This window comes from Pseudoalteromonas sp. XMcav2-N (assembly GCF_024124545.1).
Taxonomy (GTDB): domain Bacteria; phylum Pseudomonadota; class Gammaproteobacteria; order Enterobacterales; family Alteromonadaceae; genus Pseudoalteromonas.
The window spans coordinates 229,859-249,042 of sequence record NZ_JAMXSF010000005.1 but is presented as its reverse complement, the minus strand read 5'-3'; the positions used below and the strand labels follow the sequence as shown (position 1 = coordinate 249,042).

General features: G+C 47.3%; 11 protein-coding genes. 1 reads left to right on the top strand and 10 read right to left on the bottom strand.

Going from position 1 to position 19,184, the window contains the following annotated elements; all coding sequences use genetic code 11:
• The first annotated feature begins 10 nt into the window (after positions 1-10).
• Positions 11-427, top strand: coding sequence for an Imm26 family immunity protein (locus tag NH568_RS09095; RefSeq protein ID WP_253046343.1), 417 nt, complete (start codon positions 11-13; stop codon positions 425-427).
• Between the two features lie 285 nt (positions 428-712).
• Here the strand turns inward: NH568_RS09095 and NH568_RS09090 are convergent, their stop codons facing one another.
• From NH568_RS09090 to NH568_RS09045, 10 genes are all read right to left on the bottom strand, one after another.
• The gene (locus NH568_RS09090; protein ID WP_253046342.1) at positions 713-2,014 is read right to left on the bottom strand and encodes a DUF4157 domain-containing protein; all 1,302 of its coding nucleotides are present in this window, start codon (positions 2,012-2,014) and stop codon (positions 713-715) included.
• A gap of 27 nt (positions 2,015-2,041) precedes the next feature.
• Positions 2,042-2,311, bottom strand: coding sequence for a hypothetical protein (locus NH568_RS09085; protein WP_253046341.1), 270 nt, complete (start codon positions 2,309-2,311; stop codon positions 2,042-2,044).
• Positions 2,311-3,684, bottom strand: a complete 1,374-nt coding sequence (locus NH568_RS09080; protein ID WP_253046340.1) for an ATP-binding protein — start codon at positions 3,682-3,684, stop codon at positions 2,311-2,313. Before NH568_RS09080 ends, NH568_RS09085 begins: the two co-directional genes overlap by 1 nt.
• Positions 3,685-3,693: 9 nt before the next feature.
• The gene (locus NH568_RS09075; RefSeq protein WP_253046339.1) at positions 3,694-4,536 is read right to left on the bottom strand and encodes a hypothetical protein; all 843 of its coding nucleotides are present in this window, start codon (positions 4,534-4,536) and stop codon (positions 3,694-3,696) included.
• Between the two features lie 67 nt (positions 4,537-4,603).
• A complete protein-coding gene (locus tag NH568_RS09070) occupies positions 4,604-5,404 on the bottom strand; it encodes a hypothetical protein (protein WP_253046338.1) in 801 nt (266 codons plus the stop codon).
• Positions 5,405-5,416: 12 nt separating this feature from the next.
• Positions 5,417-7,222 (bottom strand): hypothetical protein, encoded by a 1,806-nt coding sequence (locus NH568_RS09065; RefSeq protein ID WP_253046337.1) that lies wholly within the window; start codon positions 7,220-7,222, stop codon positions 5,417-5,419.
• A 66-nt stretch (positions 7,223-7,288) separates the two neighbouring features.
• The gene (locus tag NH568_RS09060; protein ID WP_253046336.1) at positions 7,289-12,085 is read right to left on the bottom strand and encodes a contractile injection system tape measure protein; all 4,797 of its coding nucleotides are present in this window, start codon (positions 12,083-12,085) and stop codon (positions 7,289-7,291) included.
• Positions 12,072-14,936 carry a hypothetical protein gene (locus NH568_RS09055; protein WP_253046335.1) on the bottom strand — a complete coding sequence of 955 codons (2,865 nt, stop codon included), beginning with the start codon at positions 14,934-14,936 and terminating at the stop codon, positions 12,072-12,074. Before NH568_RS09055 ends, NH568_RS09060 begins: the two co-directional genes overlap by 14 nt.
• Positions 14,933-18,742 carry a hypothetical protein gene (locus NH568_RS09050; RefSeq protein ID WP_253046334.1) on the bottom strand — a complete coding sequence of 1,270 codons (3,810 nt, stop codon included), beginning with the start codon at positions 18,740-18,742 and terminating at the stop codon, positions 14,933-14,935. The genes NH568_RS09055 and NH568_RS09050 overlap by 4 nt, the downstream gene beginning before the upstream one ends.
• Position 18,743: 1 nt before the next feature.
• Positions 18,744-19,184: a GPW/gp25 family protein gene (locus tag NH568_RS09045; protein WP_253046333.1), complete on the bottom strand. Its 441-nt coding sequence runs from the start codon at positions 19,182-19,184 to the stop codon at positions 18,744-18,746.

Genomic DNA, 19,184 nt, shown 5'->3' with positions numbered 1-19,184 from the left:
GGTGAACAACGTGAAATTCCCACCTACTAACATGATTATGCAAAAACCATACAGGAAGAAACTTCTCGTTGGAGATGTATTTCAACTTCAATATCCAGGTTCTAGGTTTGTTTTCGGTCAAATTATTTCGCTAAGTGCCTCCGCTGGAGGATTCGAGGACTGTATAAAAATATATGTATTCAACCACATAGCGAACAAACCTGAAAACTTTAGTTATAATGAACAATATCAGCTGATGTGTGAACCTCTTTTTATAAACAGGCTAGGATTTTCTAGAGGTTTTATGCCAGTAGTAAACAACGTTCCATTAATTAAGGTTATGGATAATTTAGAGTGGTGCTTTTTTCTTTCCCTTTTAAAAAGTATTATGATGAAATGGGAAATTTGTTGGACACTCCACGCAGTAAAATCGGTACCTGGGGGCTAAGTAACTATCTTGTTATGGATGATAAAGTCAGTGAGATTTTAGGGATGGAGCCAATTGGTTTTGATGAGTAGGCCACTTAAGAAGTCGCTACAGTCGGATGAAGCGCACTACTCACTTTTATGTCACTCGCTTCGTTCAGGCAGTAACACAAAACCTCTGGGTGCACGTCGTCGCTGAACAGAGCGTTACAGGTAAACTCGACTGACCGGCTTGTCACCCATAAGCTGTTTATGTCGGTACATTGCTGTTTCCACCAGTGAACGTTGATAGCGGCGCCTTTGCCCCTTATTCATTTTCCGGCCTGGGCCATGCTTTGTCATGTTGATCTTTCGCTCGAACTCCTTTTGATAGCGCGGTTCCCAGTCCCGTTGCTCCCGTTATGACCCCCTTCGTGGTACCCGTCGCCAAAGAGTCGCCCCCGATAACAGTCGCTGCTGCCACTTCGACCCAATGGGCAACTGAGGCCACTTTATTCACAAAACTTAGTAACCTCGCTTTCTTTTTAGCACGTTCTTTATCACCTTTTAGATAATTGGCAATCAGGGTACATATGCTGCGGATAGATTTCGCAATGCCAAATACCCAACCGCTCGTCACTTTCACCAGACTTCCGCCACTGAGCACAGCGCTGGCAATAGAGGTGCCCGCTTCGAGCGTGCGTAATGCATCCATCACACCAAACCAAAATTTGGCACCGTTGCTGTCCGCTGGCTTTTTGTCGCCCAACAGCATAGTAATCACGCCACGGGCAAACTTGGAGGCCCCGATACAGATCGATAGCAAACCCGGGATTGCCAACGTCCCATGAGAAGCAGCCAGCACAACTCCTCCGGCGATTGCAGTTAACACCCCTTCGGTTATTAGCAGGAGTCCTTTGGCTTTTGAACCCAAGCTAAATTGCTGCTGAACCCCTAACGCCTTGTCTTGAAACTGAGTGACCACAACAGTGTTGCCATCTACACATTTACCATGTAGCTGAGCCGTGCCCTGTCTGGATTGCTGCCACAGCTGATAACTATCCTGACTCATTACGGCATAATTTACATCTTCCATACCCTGAACAGGTTTGAACTGCGCTGTGTGATTTTTATTAAGAGGCTGAGCTTGTAATGTGGAGTATGTGCGCGTTTGGCTCTGGCTATGGTGATCGTATGCTAGTTGCAGTGCCCTCGCCCCCATGATGTCCGCTTCATGTTCCAGTGCCGCATCATCATTGACGTTTACGCCATTAACTTGTGTGGTCGGTTTTACTCTGCCCTGCGCCTGCTGCACGATATGGCCGAGTTCGTGCGGCAAATGATGAGCCTGACCCGGTGCTAAATGAATGTCACTTCCCTGGGCATAAGCATGTGCCTGAACCTGGGCAGGTTTGCTAGAATTATAATGAACTTTGACATGATCTAAGCTCATTCCCGATAATGACTCCATGCCCGACTTAAGGTTGTCTGGCAGCCCGGTGGTATTGTTCTTTTGCAACTGTGTTGATAAACGACGATTATCAACGAGTGGGCTGACCTCCACTTTTTGTGCCGCTTGCTGACTTGACTTCGCGGTGTTGCGCTTATATTGCCCGGTACTTTGGCTCATATTGTTATCCTTACAGTTGCAACGATATCACTTAAACTTGGTTTTGGTACTCCCCTGACTAAACTGCCCGTCCGGGTAACTGCTTTTATTACTTGCCCACCACGTATTTGCTTCTGCGTGGTTTTTAAATGCTCCCACGTACTCCCAGGATCCGTCAGCGGGTTTTACCCAGTAATATCGGTCTCCTTTTAATTGCGCAGTTTGCCGTTGCATTGCCCGCCTATCCTGCAATGGTTTCGATAAGCGTTGTACGGCACTGTGTTTAGTATCTGACTTCTCAATTTGAATGTGTTTCATTACATACGCTCCAAGATACTGCTGTTAATAGTTTTGTTGTCTTTTTGCAATTCCTGTCGAATGCTCTCAAGCAAATCAGCCTGATACACTCTACGTTCGTCACGCCTGATAGCATTAAGTGCGCACTGACGCAGGATGTTAATGATTTGCCCACCCGACAACTCAAAGTCTGTGGCGATGCGCTCTAAGTCAATGTCCTCGTCAAGCTCACACACCTGTGAGAAGGCGTTTTGCCACAACTTCAACCGCTCATGTGGACCCGGTATGGTAAATTGCACCATATTTTGAAAGCGCCGGGTGAAGGCTTCATCCATATTGGCGCGAAGATTCGTAGCCAGGATCACAGTGCCCGGGAAATCCTCAATACGTTGAAGCAAATAGCCGGTCAGCTGGTTTGCGTGACGATCATTTGACGAACTGGTAGCCGTTCTTTTACCAAACAACGAATCTGCTTCATCAAAAAATAAAATCCAGTTTTTATAACTGGCCACGTCAAACACGCGCGAGAGATTTTTCTCTGTCTCGCCAATATACTTAGAGACAACCATGGACAGGTCAACGCGGTATATTTCGCGTTCGGTTGTTTTGGCCAGCAGTGCTGCGGTCATTGTTTTACCGGTTCCTGGCGGCCCGAAAAACACGGCACGGTAACCCGGTTTTACTTTTTTCCCCAATTGCCACTCATCCATCAACACAGCTCCGTACTCCAGCCAGGCACGGATCTCATCAACTCGTTTCATTACCGCATAATCCAGTACTAAATCATGCCAGTGATGAGGGGTTTCCATCGCATGCGCTGGAAAACTGGTGCTGAGTTCAGGTGCTGTGTGTATACCGGTCAGAAAATAACTAAACCAATGCTCGGTAATTTTATAGACGCCCGCCCAATGCGGTAAAGACGGTTCTGCGGGTAACAGCTCTGTGACCTGCTCAGACATAAAGCGATGTCGACTCGACAATAAAAGGTCAGCCTGTACGCGCCATAACGGGTCATTCCCCGAAATTAAGAAGCAGACAGTTTGTCCGGTCGGAACAAAACCACCAAAAGCTTTATCACTCACACCACCAAATTCACTGAAGCTTTTGTCTATCAATTGGTTTACACCAAACAAAATATCGAGCACATCGGGTTTAACAGCCGGCGCCATTGCCACCGCTAAGGCTAATCGCTCAAAGGTATTAAGCTCCCAGTCACGGACCAAATCACCATAGGCACTCATGCCATACTCAAATTCAGGCGGCGGGATCTCAAACCAATGATGTTCATGCCCCTCTTGCTTCAAATAGTTGCAAATAACCTGATTTACCACGTTAAACAACCAGTCCATTTCCATGTATAGTGCAGCTAAATTTTGCTCTGATGAGTAAGTCATATCTCAGTCCTAATGATTTTCGCTCAGGTACAAAACATCATCAAGATTGGCATCTTGCCACTGGAAAAACTCCTGGCAGGTATTGATGTTGAGTTGCTCTGTCGCAGAGAGGTTAAGCAAATTGGCATGCAACCAGTTATCCAGCGGCAGTCTGGGAGAGCGCTCAGATGAACAATGCAGCCGCACCAGGTATTCGTCATACATTTGCTCGCTGAGGGTGAGCTTCTTTGCTTTGAAAAAGTGCATTGGGACATCATTTTGATGCGCAAAAAAAGCCAAATCATGGTTGCTGGTCAGTTGGCATTGTTTCTGTGCTAACAAGTAGGCGCTGTTGTCCTGCTCTCCGGTGAGTGTTAATTCTGCGCCCTCTTGCGCAGCAACTGCTAATCCCCACCTTTCAACCACAGCAACGGCTGTAATCACGTACACATTACGAAACGTAAATTTGCTTTGGGTCAGCTTAACAGTCAGCTCTGGTGACACTTTTGCCCAGTTACTCATAAAGGTCGCCAGTGCCGCGTCACCATGAAACAAATAATCACCCCGATTTTCAAAACGAAATGCTTGCTGGCGCATTGTGAGTTGCGCATCACTCAGCGTTTCCACCGTCTGCACATCGTTGACCTTTAAGCATCCCCGCGACGTTCGCCAGTCGTCCACTTGGATCGGAGCATAATCGTACGCTTTTATGGGGTTCACCAGCTCCAGGTCTACACAAGCATTCAATAACCTTCTGACACGTCCCTGGTTGATCTGAAACACATCGCCCAGTTCAACTCTGGTATCAAAGGGATACATAGGGATCCATTTCGTGTCGTTGTAACTGTCAAAGTAGAAGTTTCTAAACGTCATTGTTCAGTCCTTTCAAAAAGGCCAGGGTGTTGTACTTCACACTCAACACCCGCTATGTAAAGCACATCTACGCCGCAAATGCAGCCGCTTTGGCCGCATCCAGACCAGCTTGCAATGAGGCCAGGCTAGCCTTGGCTTCAGACAGGTTAATTTTCGCATCCTCTAACTGCTGATTAGCCATGTCACTGGCTTCTAATGCGTTGTGATAACCTTTTACGGCACTTTGATAACTTTTCAGCATCATTTGGCTCAATGAGTCCACATCTGCTGTCAGCCCTTGGACCTGCTGAACTTGCAATGCTGAAACCTCTGAAATTTCAGTCACAGGCGTGATGGTTGAATAACAGCTTTGCAGCGCGGTCAAAGTCAGCGCAATAGCATTGTTGGATTCAGTGGTTGCATTGCTCAGATATGTAATTAACTCATCGGGAATGATTTGATTCACCGCTTTACGGCGGTTAACAAAGTCTTCGAGCTTTTCGATAATGTCCACCGAAAAAATCAACTTATTAATAAGTTTAGACATATGAGTTGATGTTTCTTGTAGCTTAAAACTAACTGAATCGGCCGTACTGTCTGTACCAATCTGGGCAGACACCAGATTAATGTATCTCGATGTTTCACCCAAGTCAGACTGAAGCGTTTTAGCCTGGTTCAGGTGAGCAAGCGCAGACGCTTGTTTATTGCTGGCCAGCAATAATAAGTTGGCAAAATACGCCTTCTTTTCCGTTAATGAGCTCACCACATTGCTTAGCTCATCGACCGTATACTGAGCCTGAGTAACCTGACTGGTCAGGGCTTGAATATCGGCATTTTTGTTTTGTGACACAGCTGCCTGAAGCTGATAACCAGAATTTGCTGATGACATAATTCGTTCTCCTTATTCTTTATCTTTGTCTGCGGCTTTTTTATTAGTCGCCTTTTTTTCTTCAGGCTCAGAAGTCGCGTCAGCCTCTTTCGCCTTCGCTTTTTTATCTGTTGCAGCTGTGCTAGCGCTATTCTCTTTGACAACCCTTTGTGCTGGCGCCGACGAACAGATTGGACCTAAACGGACTGGCTTGATTGGTTTGACATAGGTAAAGCTATTTTCTGACAACGAGAGTTCTGGTAGATACTTAGGTAAGTCCGCTGCACTCTCAGGCAGACATAGCACTGCAACCACGTACTCGTCATTCATAACTAACGGGCTGCCAAAGTTGTCTGTGACATCCGCGATACTGCCAATATCTATCGTGAACTGCTGCTCTGTAGCGCCTTTGTACTGCACTTTATGTGAGATGTAGTTGGCGCTTGAAACTTGCTGAGATATAGGCACATTGAAATAAAACGGGATCTTACCAAACTCAGGGGACGTCATTAGGCCAGATTCAGAAGGTTTATTCTTCGGCAGCAGCATTACCCTGAATTCAGCGTTTAAATCGCTCTGCCCGTCAATCCCTGCGTCGATTGTGATTGTCTCACCTGATACACTGATATCTTGAATGGCTGGCATTAAATAAACCGGGGTAAATGACGCAGACGCGCTCGACACCATATTGTCATACACGCCAATATATCTTTGATAATCCAGCGATAGCTCAACATAGACGAATGCGACATATTCCACGCCCGCGACAATTTTATCTCCATCTATATCCAGAACAGCCTCTGCGCCACCATACACCAAAGATGCCTCAAGCAGAGAGGTCCCACTCTTTGTCGTCATTTGATAGAATCTATTGATACTGGCATCATTCGATTTGTATTCGCCAAACAGCGTTTCAGCCTGCTCAAGGGTCACACTGGACTGATTGCTGGCCTTAGCTATAAAGACGTATTGCTCTGGCGGTGTCGCGGAGGCGGGTGGTACTGTGATATTAAGTTGCGTGTTGTCCTGAAACGGCTTGTCGTAAATCTGGCTTGATACTCTCAGTGTGTTACTTGATGGCTCCAAATCCACTATAACGTCCAGATTTAACTGACTGTTGGCATTGTCTACTGACTCATCGACGCCTTTGAGCTCACAATTGGCATCCTGCAACACTCCCTCGGCTTTTCGTTCTGCCTTTTTATCATCATTCAGAGCTTGCTGATCGACAACAGACTGCTCACTCAAAGTCGAGACATCTGCATTAGTTGCACTCAGCAGGGCCTCCAGTTGGGTTTTTGAAGCGGTGACACTGTTCAATGCGTCCGTACTCATTAATTCAGAACATTGACTGGACGCTTCCATGGCTAACTGTGATGTATATTCTGCGTCGTTGGCCGTTTGCGAAATAAAGTAGTTTGCCTGTTGTGTTCTCTTATAGATGTCCGTGTCATAACTAGAGGCAAGTGCAATATTTAGCGCACTGCCAATATTAGCGGCCACTTTTGAAATTGAATTCGATGCAACCTTTATATTGGCAGCCATTGCAGCCACATTACTTACCGCCGTCGTCGTATTGGCTTGTAGCGTTGTAGACGTTGCCAACAGGTTTATTACGGCGTTATCACACAAAACAGCTTGTGTATTGATGTTCTGTGCATCCTCAAGTTGTTGATTGGTATTTGCCAGGCTATCGCCGGTGCTGATCTGTGCGCCTTGCGCATAGTAGAGATTGTATTGTGCACTGCGCTGCTCTGACTGCATCTTCTGCTGATCGGCGTACAAGCTGTTCAGCGTGGAACTGATCGTCTTTTGCAGGTTTTCATTGTATGAACTCATACTTTTCACCTTATTCCTTCTTTGCTATCTATCAATTTGAATTACATCCTTGGACTACATCACCAACTAGGTTGGCCAAGTTACGTAAATCGGTTTTTCCATCCAAGGTAACTTGACTATCGAATACGACAACGGCGAACGACTGATCAGTATGTCATACACCCTTTTTTCGACGATCAAATCCCAATGATCTAGTGCTTCGGTTAACGTGCCATTGCGTACCAACCAGTTTCCTCTGAATCCATCAATCGAGGTCTTTCCTATCGCCGGCCAGTAATTACAAACCGCGTCAATTAAGCTATGCACGGTATCAATATCGCTTTGTGAGAGTGTAATCCCCGCTTCTACGGGCTGAGTTACACCGTGACCACAAATCAATTTGTTTAACACCAAATGGTGCTCTTCGGTGGCACTTTGGCCTGTAACCAGAAACTGCAGATAATGCACAGCCGTACGCTGGTGTTCATCACTCACAAATTTGTCGTCACAAGTCAGTGATAAACGAGCAAACAGAGGTTGAATAAAGCTTTGCAATAGCACGAGTCCGGCATTTGGTACGCTGATTGGAAATTCGCTCGGCTGCTCAGATTCACTCTGCCCTTTAGCCACTGCATTCGAAAGCCTGTGCCGTTGATATTGACTAAGCTGCTTACGAAGCTGCCCTATGGCTGTGAGTAAATGCGGGGAACTGGGTAAATCATTACTCTGAAGCGCCTCCTGCAACGCACCAACCTGACAGTTTTGCCTGAAGATCAGCTGCCAACACATATCACCGAATAGCTTTTCTCCATCGAGCTCTGTAAGCTGCTTAGTAGCAACACCGCGCAAAATAGCCAATGTCAGGTACTGCTGATACTCTGCCTCATTTATTTTCAGCCCAGCTTTAGAGAGCGCTTTAAATAGTGTGTAAACAGCCTCAACCATGTTTAATTGTGAATCACGTAATTTACCAGCCCGACTGAGTGCAGACAGTAATCCACCTAAACTAAGCTGCTCGACCACTCGGGCCTGAACAGTCGACTTTGTTAGCAGCGGCTGAACCCATTCAACCCATGATCCAGGCTTATACAACAGCAGATCGTTAAACAGCCTCACACCACAAAACGGTGCTTCGGCTGCAATGAAATGAGGGCGACTCTCACTATGCAGCCAATGCTCAAAGATTGATTTGATATCGTTTCGTTGCAAATAGTCAGAGGCAAGATCTTGCTCCCACGCTGGCATTTTTACGACCTTAGATTCAGCGCTGTCGGGTACTGTGTTATGCGGATGAGCCGGTGTCTGTGAGCTTGCCTGATGGTTAGAACTAGCTGCTGGAGTATGTGCGTTGCGCTCTGGTGGTATAGGCTTAAATTCAGTAGCTCCAACGCTTTGGGTTGCAGGCTCTGATAGAGGTAAAGTAAAGGCGCCGGCTTGAGCTGAACGGCCAACACGCTTAAGTTCCGTAATTAACACTTCTGTGCTGATAATTGACAGCAACTCGGCTGGTGCGCTTTGCCAGTAACGCTCAAACTGGCGCACACACAGTGATAGATTAAGAGCATTAGTCTGACACCAGCCGAGCATAATCCGGGCGACAAATACAGCTCTCATTCCTTCTGAAACACGCAGTTGTGTCAGGGATTTGAGCTGAGCAGCACTATTTATTTGAGAGGCCAGATATGTCGTGAATTCCATCCAGAACAAACGTTCGACTGCTGTGCCACGTGGCCCGCTGGAATGAACCTGGCTAAATGGCCCAAATGCACTTTGATTATCCAAAGTTGCCACTACATCACTTAGCCAGACCTGAAGTTGCAGACACCAACGCTTGTAAAGCGCCGGTTGCTGCCAGGTTTCGGGTAACATGGCTGAAAACCAGCGATTAGCAAGACGACTCTGAAACAGCTGCTGCAAATAAGTTGCCGCGAGTTGTGACTTAAGCGCTTTTTTCACTATCAAGCCACTGAGTAGTAGCTCATGTGTACGCAACAGCGACACCACTTCAGTCATTACCGATTCATACGTCACAGGCCTGCTGCCCTTTGAGCTAACAGCTCGGTAAAGCCTGAAAACCCAGCGCTGTTGAGTCGCCCCGTCAAACCCATTCAGCAACCAGTGCAGCAATGCCGGGTGATTGGTTACGCGAGAAAAATCCCCTCTCAAATCATGCATCGCTATCAGTTCTGCCAACAGCTGTGGCACCGAAACATCGCTAAGCTGACTTACCTGGTGCTGTAATTTTTTTATCCGCTGCTCTGATACCGGTACAGAGCCAGCCTGAGCTGCCTTTTCTTGCCCTGAAAGCTCTGCATAAGTCCCCTGTTCCCGAAGGGGTTGTACACTGTATTGCCTTGCCGGCTCAAAGTTTCGTTTACTTCCAGCACTGAGTTGCCATTGTTCAAGCATATACCAGCTATTGTGTACACACCCAGCTCGCAACTTGGACATGTCAGCCTGCTGAAAGCGAGTGATCATCACAGCCATTGAGCTGAAACGCTTTAGCTGAACCTGCAGATAGCGTTGTACTTGTGTCACAGGCAAAACAAACTGCTGAGCCAAACTGTGTGCCAGCGACTGTACCAGGTGTGTTTGTAAATAATCAGATGTCTGGTCAGGCTCTGACGCAGCTAGATGCTCCGTGTTTTTAATGCACTCAGCCGCCAGCCTCAACACCTGCGATAAGGGCAATGAAAAGCGTCGCGCAAATGCTGTCAAAGCACGTATTTGTGCATAATCTAACGCGCTATACCACACCAACTCAGGGCGACCTGACAGCGGTTTGTCACAGGTTTGGCTGTTTTGCTTTTCGTTTAACAACAGCTGTGTCAACTCAGTACTCAGCACTGCCTTGTCACTTTCTGCTGTTGCGACTTGCCCCGCTAATAAATCAATTAACTGCCCATGCGATAAGCCAAATCGTTGCGCAATAAACTGGGTAGTACGGGAAAACCACTTTTCGGGGCTCGCAGTGTCGCCCTCACTGATCAGGCTAAATACCACGCTTTCGAGTAGCGGACGTATTGATCCTCTTCCCAGACCCCAGGCCCAGGTTCCCAGCTTTTGCCAATCGCGAATAGCATTGACCAATCTGGCACTTCGCATCCCCTGCCGAGGAGAAATTGCCGTCAGTAACTGCACGATCTCACCGTGAGTGAGCAAGCCTGAACCCGCCATAGCCGCGACGAGCTTTTGTGACAGCTGCTCGCTTTGCTTTGCCCCGAGGTGAGTGTACTTCAGCAACGCATATAATGAACGCGGACTACTCAAAGGCCGCAACATAACCAGACCACGTAAAGCCCGTTGCCAGGTGTTTTCATTAAACCACAAAGGGCGAGCCTTGAGGTATTGAGCCGAATGCTGCGTGTGCAGTGTCATCAAGGTGTGGTAGTGCTCAATCCACAGATCATTATTGTCATGCAATTTTTTAGACTGACTGTCCTGTAGCTCAGCTAAAATAGTAAACAGTTCGTACTGTTGCCCTGTCGAGGTTGGCATGCCTAACGTTTGTACCAACATCAGGAGTATATGGTGATACGCCACTCCAAAATGCTGGCTCATCTGCAACAAAGTGCTGTGAACAAACTGTTTTCGGTTGAAGTAACTGCCTTTATTCACCAGTAAGTAAGCCAACAGAACACGCCAAATCAGATCCGGATTAAGATGTTGTTCTTGCAGCAACGTTTGTGTGTGGGCCACATGCGCCAAAACAAATTGCTGGTCATGTGGCGCAACCACTGACACGACATGTTCTAGCTGCTGCTGATTGAATTGCTTAACAATATGAGTGCGCACCGACTCGGATTGGCCTACTTGTTTTAACATGGCAGCCATCGTATCGGGCTCAACCTGCGCCAGTCTTGTGAACAGCTCTGTCAGATGATAAGACTGATTGTCGTGATAGATGCTCACCTGGCTCGTTTTTAACAAGGACGAAAACAGTGACCACAGGTCCAGCGTTTGCTCCGGTTTGCTATGTATGTTGGTTTGCTGCCGCTCATTTTGTTGAATACTGATCAGTACCTGTAAAAATTGCGGTGCGACCAAACCGGACTCTTGCATCTGTCTGGCGACATCACTCATATGCTCCAGGAGCTGGCTGAAAGGAAGTTGATAGTGCTGGGCCAGCTGCCAAAGCGTTGCCCGTACGAACTGCAAGGTATTAAATAAAGTTCCCCTGTCGACCAGCAAGTGCGTTAGGATCCAGTACCACAAATGTGTTTGTAAATTGCTATCAGCTGGCAGGCTGCTGTCTGGTTGTCGCTGTACAAGCAACATATTATCTGCATAGCTACAAATAAACTGCGCATTCCAGGGTTCAAGAATCTGCACTGTTTTGCGGGTTCTTTCTTCGCCCCACTGCCAGACAATTCGCCGCCTTACCACCTCAGCCTTACCTACATCACGGATAAGCGCAGCCACACCATTCGGTTGCAAACTAATTTGCTGGTCAACCGCATGTAACGGGCTGTTATTGCCTGTTACCCACCAAGGCGTCACACCATATAATAAGAACCAGCGGATCAAAGTAAGCTGAGATACATCCGGATCCACGATAGTGAATTTACCCCGATGTGTCGTCTGACTGTTTTGACTATATCGACGCAGCATATCCAGCAGTGCTTCTTCGATTGCCGCAGCCACCCTTTGCGGCAACTGGCGGTCCAACTCCTCTAGCTGAAGTGTGCCTAAATCAATGCTAAGTTGCTCAATGCGCCAGATGTGTCCACTTGGGCACACTCTATCCAGCACCTGGTTAAGCACCTGGGGCAAAATTTTGCGGCTCCATTGGCTCAGCGCATCCTGTAAGTTGCTCACTTCGGCTTGTTCATCGAATTCAGTGAGCCACAGGCATTGACCCAGGACGTGCTTAGAAGTGATCACAATCCACCTCCAATAATGCCAAAAGCGTCTCTTTTAACTGTGTTTGCAGTGCAGCATCTGCGGCTTCTTTTGGATCCCGGTCCACCAGCCGTTGCTGGTTGTACCAACTACAGTAGTCCATGATCAGTGCATTGAACGCGTTGACATCGGCAACCAGTAAGCGCAACTGCACATGGCTTGGCCAATGTACCTGCTGTAAGGCGCGGATAAAGTAGACAAACTGTTCCTGATTTACCAGGCTCACATAACTTGGCAATACTAAACTGGCTTTAAGGAAATACCACGGGTCCGAGTCCGGAGTATATGATAGCGGCGTCACAACCGCGGATTGCAGCAATGTATGCTCAACCAAAACGGCGCCTTTGCGATAGCCGCATAACCATGCCATCTGATCAACGTATACCTGCAGATCACTGAGTTGCCAAGCTCCACCGGGGTTTGGCAGCTCAAGCACCGTTTTACCGCTGATACTGATCACTAACATATCGGTATGCTTGCTCGCCGTGATATCATCAACCACACAGGTTACTGAGCCTTGATCAGATGAAGATGTTTTTGTTTGCTCCAACCAGGTTTCGAACGCACCATCGTTCATTAACGTCACTAACGCACCCGCCAGAGCACGTAAATGGGCAGTAAAGCCCAGTAATAAATCAAACTTAAGCTCAAAAGCTGAAAAATTTCGAAAGTCCTGCACAGACAACTTTCCATATGTGTCCAGGGCTTGCGAATCGTACTCACCATCCAGTTTCAGACGTTGCTGAGAATTGTTCAACAGCATAGCATTGCCGTCCGTCATCGGAATTGCAGCAGCCAGTGTGCGGCTCTGTTGCACCACTTTGGGCAGATCGACTTTGCTATTTTTACCCTGCAATTTGACGTGTCTGGCAAGTTGTTTGACTAACGAAGCCGAAATGGCTTTGATTATTTGCCGCTGATCCGCAAAACCTTGCAAATAAAGGCTGTGCACCACTTTAGTAAAGCGTTCACTTTTACTATTCATTAGCGTGTTGTAATCCGCCTGACCGATACGATAACGACCCGGCGTAGGCAAAGGTTCCGCCATGGCAAATTTAATCGCCTGAACGCGTTGATAGCTCAATGCCTGCAAATTTTGCAGCCAGATGGTTTTTACGATGATGCGTGTTTGCAATTTGCTACCGTACCATTGCGATGCGTCTATGATGTCATCATACAGTTGCGCTAGCTCACCATGGCGTGCCAACAAGTGGCTCAGCATCTCATCGCGGCGTTGCCCCGCATCCTGCTGGCTTTCAATAATCTCACCTAAACCATGATTATATTGATTGAACGGATCATTAATAAAGCGTTGCCAAGCCAGTAAATCGTGCGCGTTGGAGTCCTTCGGTTCATCAGGGTTATAAAAACGATATTGCTGCTGACCCTTTAACAGCGCTTGTACATTTGGTACGTCATAAATAGGCTGATAAAAATAACTGCGGATAAAGCGCTGGCTTGGAATTGCAGGTGGGTGATCTGGGGTGCTGTCTGTTCGCTGCTGATAAAACATCTGTTGCGAGGTTGGCACGATATCAAAACTAAACGAAAACAAATTACCCAAGTTAGCCAATTGAGAAAACTGGTTGGCCAGTATCTGATCAAACAGTAACAGGTATCCTTTTAACTGCCGGGCTTGCGCCACACGGTATGCCGGTGCGTCGGACTCCAGGGAGTTATGTCCGATTGCATAAATATCCGGAAAAGTGTTTTGGATGGAAAAGTAACTTTCGATATCTCGAAACAGCCCTGTTGGCATTTGCGGTGCCATATCTGTTAACGCCGAAACACTTTGATTGTGGCAAGTTCGCTCTAATTGCGACAACAAGTGAGTTTGTTGCCAGGGCGCCTGATTGAGCGGTGTCTGATGTTGGATCAGAGAAAACTCATCACCTAATTGCAACACGGCCACTTTATCAGGTGCGATATCCACTGAGTCTTTACTCTCGCTCTCGTCTAATCTAAACGACTCCACTGCGGCCACACCACTAACCTGGCTGATCAGCGTGATCAAGTCGACTACCTGCACCACATCACGCTTTGCTCCCAAGGGGTTATCACCTGGGATCCAGCCATTATTTAGCCTGGGGCCATCAAATATTTCCCCAGACGAAAAGCCTTGCGAGCGTGCCTGCTGGTAGCCCAGGCGTTTCACATCGGGACTGATGTAGTCGGCCAGTGCTTGCTGAATGTCCAGATAGACTTGCTCGGGCGCAGCCCCCTGCTCCAGCAGCACTTTTGCGCTGAGCACAATCTCTTGACTCTGCAGCACCTGCGGTAGCAAAAAATATTCACCCAGGTTGCGATTTTTATTTAACAGCTGACTGACTTCGTTACACACTGCCTGTAGGTTAGAAGTACCTGTTTGATTTGCAGTAAGTAACTCTTGAGAGTAAAGCCAAACCTGATAGAGCCCGGTCGATTGTGCATCACTGATAAGTGGCTGCAGATAAATATTGTCGATGCCAGCGATGGTATCAACCACCAATTTGCGATAGTCATTGCCAGTGACGGGCCCTGTTGTCAAAATATCCTGGGGGGCAAAAAACTGATGCTGATAATTGATATTGCCATCAGGCTGAGTGAGCACATCAGCAATATCAAAGGTATTCACATATCCCAGCTCAGTCAACGCATAGACCACCTGTTCCAGAATTGTCACCCCTGGGTCGCTGTCGTTGTAATTACTCCAAACCTCTCCCGCCAGGGCTTTGAGCTGCTCAATCCCTTCATTTTTTAGATAAGTAAATTGCAAAGCCTCTGGCAGTGGTCCCGCACAAATACTATTTTCATTGACCAGGGCATCTAAAGAGGCTGTGGTTGATGCGCTCATACACTGGCCTCCGTCAAGGTGTTTTTAGATACAGACTTAACATCAACCGGTTGCCCACTGGCGCTTCCTTCTGATACCTCACGGGCTCTGGAAAAATTAAACGCGTGTGTATCTGCCGGGATAAGAATGGCATCTTCTGAGTCGGGATATATTCTGTCTCTTTGTTGCGCAGCAGGCCCCTCAACGGTGCCACTGTGGGAAGCGTGATTGCCTGCATCATCAACCGCCAGACTAACTGACAGCCTCTGGATCGCTTCAATCTCTTTGAAACTAGCAATATAAGCGGCAAGTCCTGCTTTACTGAGTCCTGAATTAAGACAATATTGAGGCTGCGTTGTGTCTATCCAGGGAGCAAGATAAGTATTCACCCCTTTGGTAAGCAGCAAATTCAGGTCATTGATATTGCAGTCCTGACTAACAATCAAATCGGCACTGACTGACACACTCTGGTGCCGTAAGTTTTGAATAACTACCTGAACCATCTGGGACACCCGTGCAGATAAGTAATCTACTATCTGGTATTGGTTCACTTTACTCATAACGGGCTTATAGGCATTCACTTGCTGGGTTGAAGTGTACTGTTGTACGACACCGAGCGTCACTGTGCCAGCGTGTTTACTGGATAATCGTTTGATATAAAACACGCCACTGTATGCTTGTCGGGCGAGCATACAGTAGTCCCAGTCATCGCTTGCTCTGTGCTTGCTTTTTAAGCGCAGGCTCACTCCCTGCTCAAACTGGCGGGTATCTTGTGCAGCACATCCGCCGCTTGAGGCAAAAGGCTGAGACAGACGACTGATTGCGGCTATTTTGTTTTGTGGTGCCTTGATCTGCTGCGCGCCGAGCGTTGGAGCAACCCCAACGGGGAGAGAAACAGGTGCTATACGCTGCACTTTGACAGCTTGAGTATTGCAATATACACATTGTACTTTTCGTGCTTGTTGCTGCGCAAACATCAGCCATCCCGTATTGACTTTGCCTTTGGGCATGGGCCAAATCGGTGAGTTAACAGCCATATCCTGTGGCAGGTCTAGCTGAACAATCCCCGAGCGTGTCAGCGCATGAGTTTCATCGGTTAAAACCGTCACAGATTGCCAGCCACTGTGACTCCAATAAAATATATCCACCAGATTTGGCTGTTGATCACCACTAATATCCTGTGCAAGTTCCACAAAAATATTCAAGCGGCACGGTGGCTGCACTTGCTCCAGCTGAAAATATAAGTTCAATGCAGACTGCCCAACACCTTGATATAAAGCTAAACCTTGATCGCTCGCCATGGGGTGCGAAGGCTTCTCTGGTTGAGCATGCTCAGAGGGTTGCAGCTGAACTCGACGTAAGTCCACAACGGGCTTGCTTTGCCCGGCAAGCTGACAAAAGTATAGGTAGTTTTTCCAGATGCCCAAATGCTGCAATGCAAACCCCTGCGTCAAAGTAACGTCCGATACCGTTAAGTCTATCGTTTGCTCGCCCTCGTAGGTCATAATCACACGTTTACTTTGGGGCTGTAATGGTGGGTTAGGCATTGACTTTAACTTGCCAGCATCTGAACCAAACCAGCGTGAAATGGTATTGATCGCTTTAGTAAAAGGCGATAGCAGTCCGGTTGCTTGCATCAGAGTTTTGGCATTTTTAAGACTGACGTCGTTAACAACCAGCCCGTAGAGTGGGTAGCCAAACCCCTGCTTTAACCCATTTAACGTCATACGCAAGCTAGGGTTATGATTGCTCGCGACATCACGGGCATCCACTCCGGCACATTGCAAAGGCGTACTAAATGAAAAAGCAAAGCTGCTGGCTGACGCATTTGTATTTTGATCTGTCTGGGCAAATAAACCACACTGGTCGCTCTTGTCTACCTTTGAAGGCTTTGTCAGTGCGCCTATGATACTTTGCCAGCCACCGGCTTGATGTGCTTCCCACTCAACCGTGAAAGCCGTATTAGAAAATGCGCTGTACTGAGGGTAATCACTGCTATTGCTCTTTAAAAAGTCGTTATAGGCACTGTAATAAGTTGCCAATTTCTCGGGAATGTTTTCCCAGTCGATTTGTACCGTTAAAGACGTCAGGGGCTTTGAAAATGCCTGCGGATAACTCAGGTAAAAATGGCTGTCTAACTGCGCTCTTGTACCCAATATATACATGGCTTTATTGTTCAATAGCAGACCATTGTCGTTGCTTGGTGCAAGCGCATCACTATCTTTTACTTTCACCTGAAATTGCACTTGGATTAAACGCAGTGGTTGCTGTAAATCCACGGTATTCGGGAGCATAATGCGGCAATAAGGCATCGCTAAGGGGTAATCGTCATTCGCTTTTGCAAGACAATCTACAGCAGCAAAACTGCTGGACAAGTGCACGGTCAGCTGCAGCGTTTGACTGTCCGGAGCCGACCACTCTAAATAGTTTTTAGGTAAGTCAGCGCCGCTGCTTTCATCCCGCACCAAAGTGTCTGACCAGCCCTTTGCAGTAGTAAGTGTGATCCCAGCGCTTTGGAAGTCAGCCACCGTGACCGGGGTTGCGAATTTTAGGGTAATAGTAATTGTACGCTCACCCGCATTTAGGAATAGCATATCGCTGGCCAGCGCAAACCCTTGTTGCACAGCATTACCCTGCGCTTCGCTAAACCAGTCACTTGATAACACCCGCCCGACCTGATCTTTACGAACTTCTGTACTTGGTGCAAAGGTCTGCAGATATTGTTGCTTTTCTCCCGCTGCCGGCACTAAACAATAACTCGTACCATAAGTTGCTATAAACTCTATGTGATTGATTTCACTGTCTGCAGTTGTGGCGAACAACACGGGTGACTGGTCCGGATAGCTGCCGCCATTGAATGCAACACCAGCGACCAACTCATAAGATGGCACCGACTTATCTAACGTAAGACACAAATAAGTGTGATCAGGCTGCGCCGGCGCGGGCGTTTGCTTTAAAATCGTTTTGTAATAAAAGTTCAGGTGCTTCTGTGCGTATTGGTTAAGCGTACGCTGAGAGTATGCAAGGAGCTGGTTTGCGACAATGATCAGGCTGGTATCAGGAAAGTCATTACGCTTCACCACCATGTCATAAAAAGCGGGTCGCGCATCCTGGATCACTTGCACAAAAAACCGATAGACCTGCTGATATATCTGCTCTAAGCTCTGTAATGCATCCACAGCGCTGTCAAACCGAGTCGTATTTTTTATTCGTTTGTACTCAAACCAGCTCGGCGCAAAATGTCGATAACTCGACTCACTGGGTCGGGGTATTGAGGCCGCTAACTTGTTTGCCAGAAAATCTTGCAATGCAAATCGTTGCCACAGCAACCGACCAATCGCTCCCTCTACCTGGGCGGTGATAAAGTCACGCAATGTAAACTCTACGCTGCTGAGTTCAAGATACTCCACCCAGCTATTAATAGTGTCAAACAGCTGATCCACCAGCAGTAGCAGTTGCGCGATACATCGGCTATCTTGTTCCTGCAACACGCAAGCAGCGTGCTCATTATCGTCGCCTTCTAACTGCTCTCGAACTCTCGTTTTAGTGTGTTCCAGAGCGGCCTGAACCTGATTAAACCGAAAATACACGCTTTGATAGACAGTTTTACTGATCACTGCGAGCAGAATAACCGGATCTTTTAAAACAACCTTACGCCAGTCACCTGAAGGCTGATTTTGCTCATCATAAAATAAAATCAGCTCAGACAAATTTGCAATAAACGCCAGGCGGTCTCGAATATCTCGTCCATCTAGTTCAATTGAATCAGGACAAAGACACGCATTGAGCTGCGCCTGGAGGGTTGCAAAGTCGAGCCGATTTTTCACGCTATACCTTCACAGCCAGGTTAGTGCCTTCCAACAAAGAAAATGGAAAAACATGGTTATGTCGGGTATTTGTCTGTTTAATGGTGTAAAGCACACTGATCACCACCTGCGACGCTTCCTCGGAAGTAAAAGAAACAAAGACTTCATCAACCGAAATTCTGGGCTCGTCATTCAGTAACGTGTTACGCACCGATTTGGCAATTTCTTCTTGCAAACTCGCATCCTGGCTGCGAAACAAAAAGGTATTCAATTGACTACCAAAATCAGGCAGCAAACAGCGCTCGCCGCGCCGGGTTTGTAATATCAAATCAATCGACTGATTAATGTTGGCTTCAGACTGATTCATAGCCAGCTGATGCGACACACTGGAGAATGTCGGTGGAAACTGCCATCCACTCCCCAAGAATTCACTTTGCTGAGACAGCTCAGATTTACCGGCCAT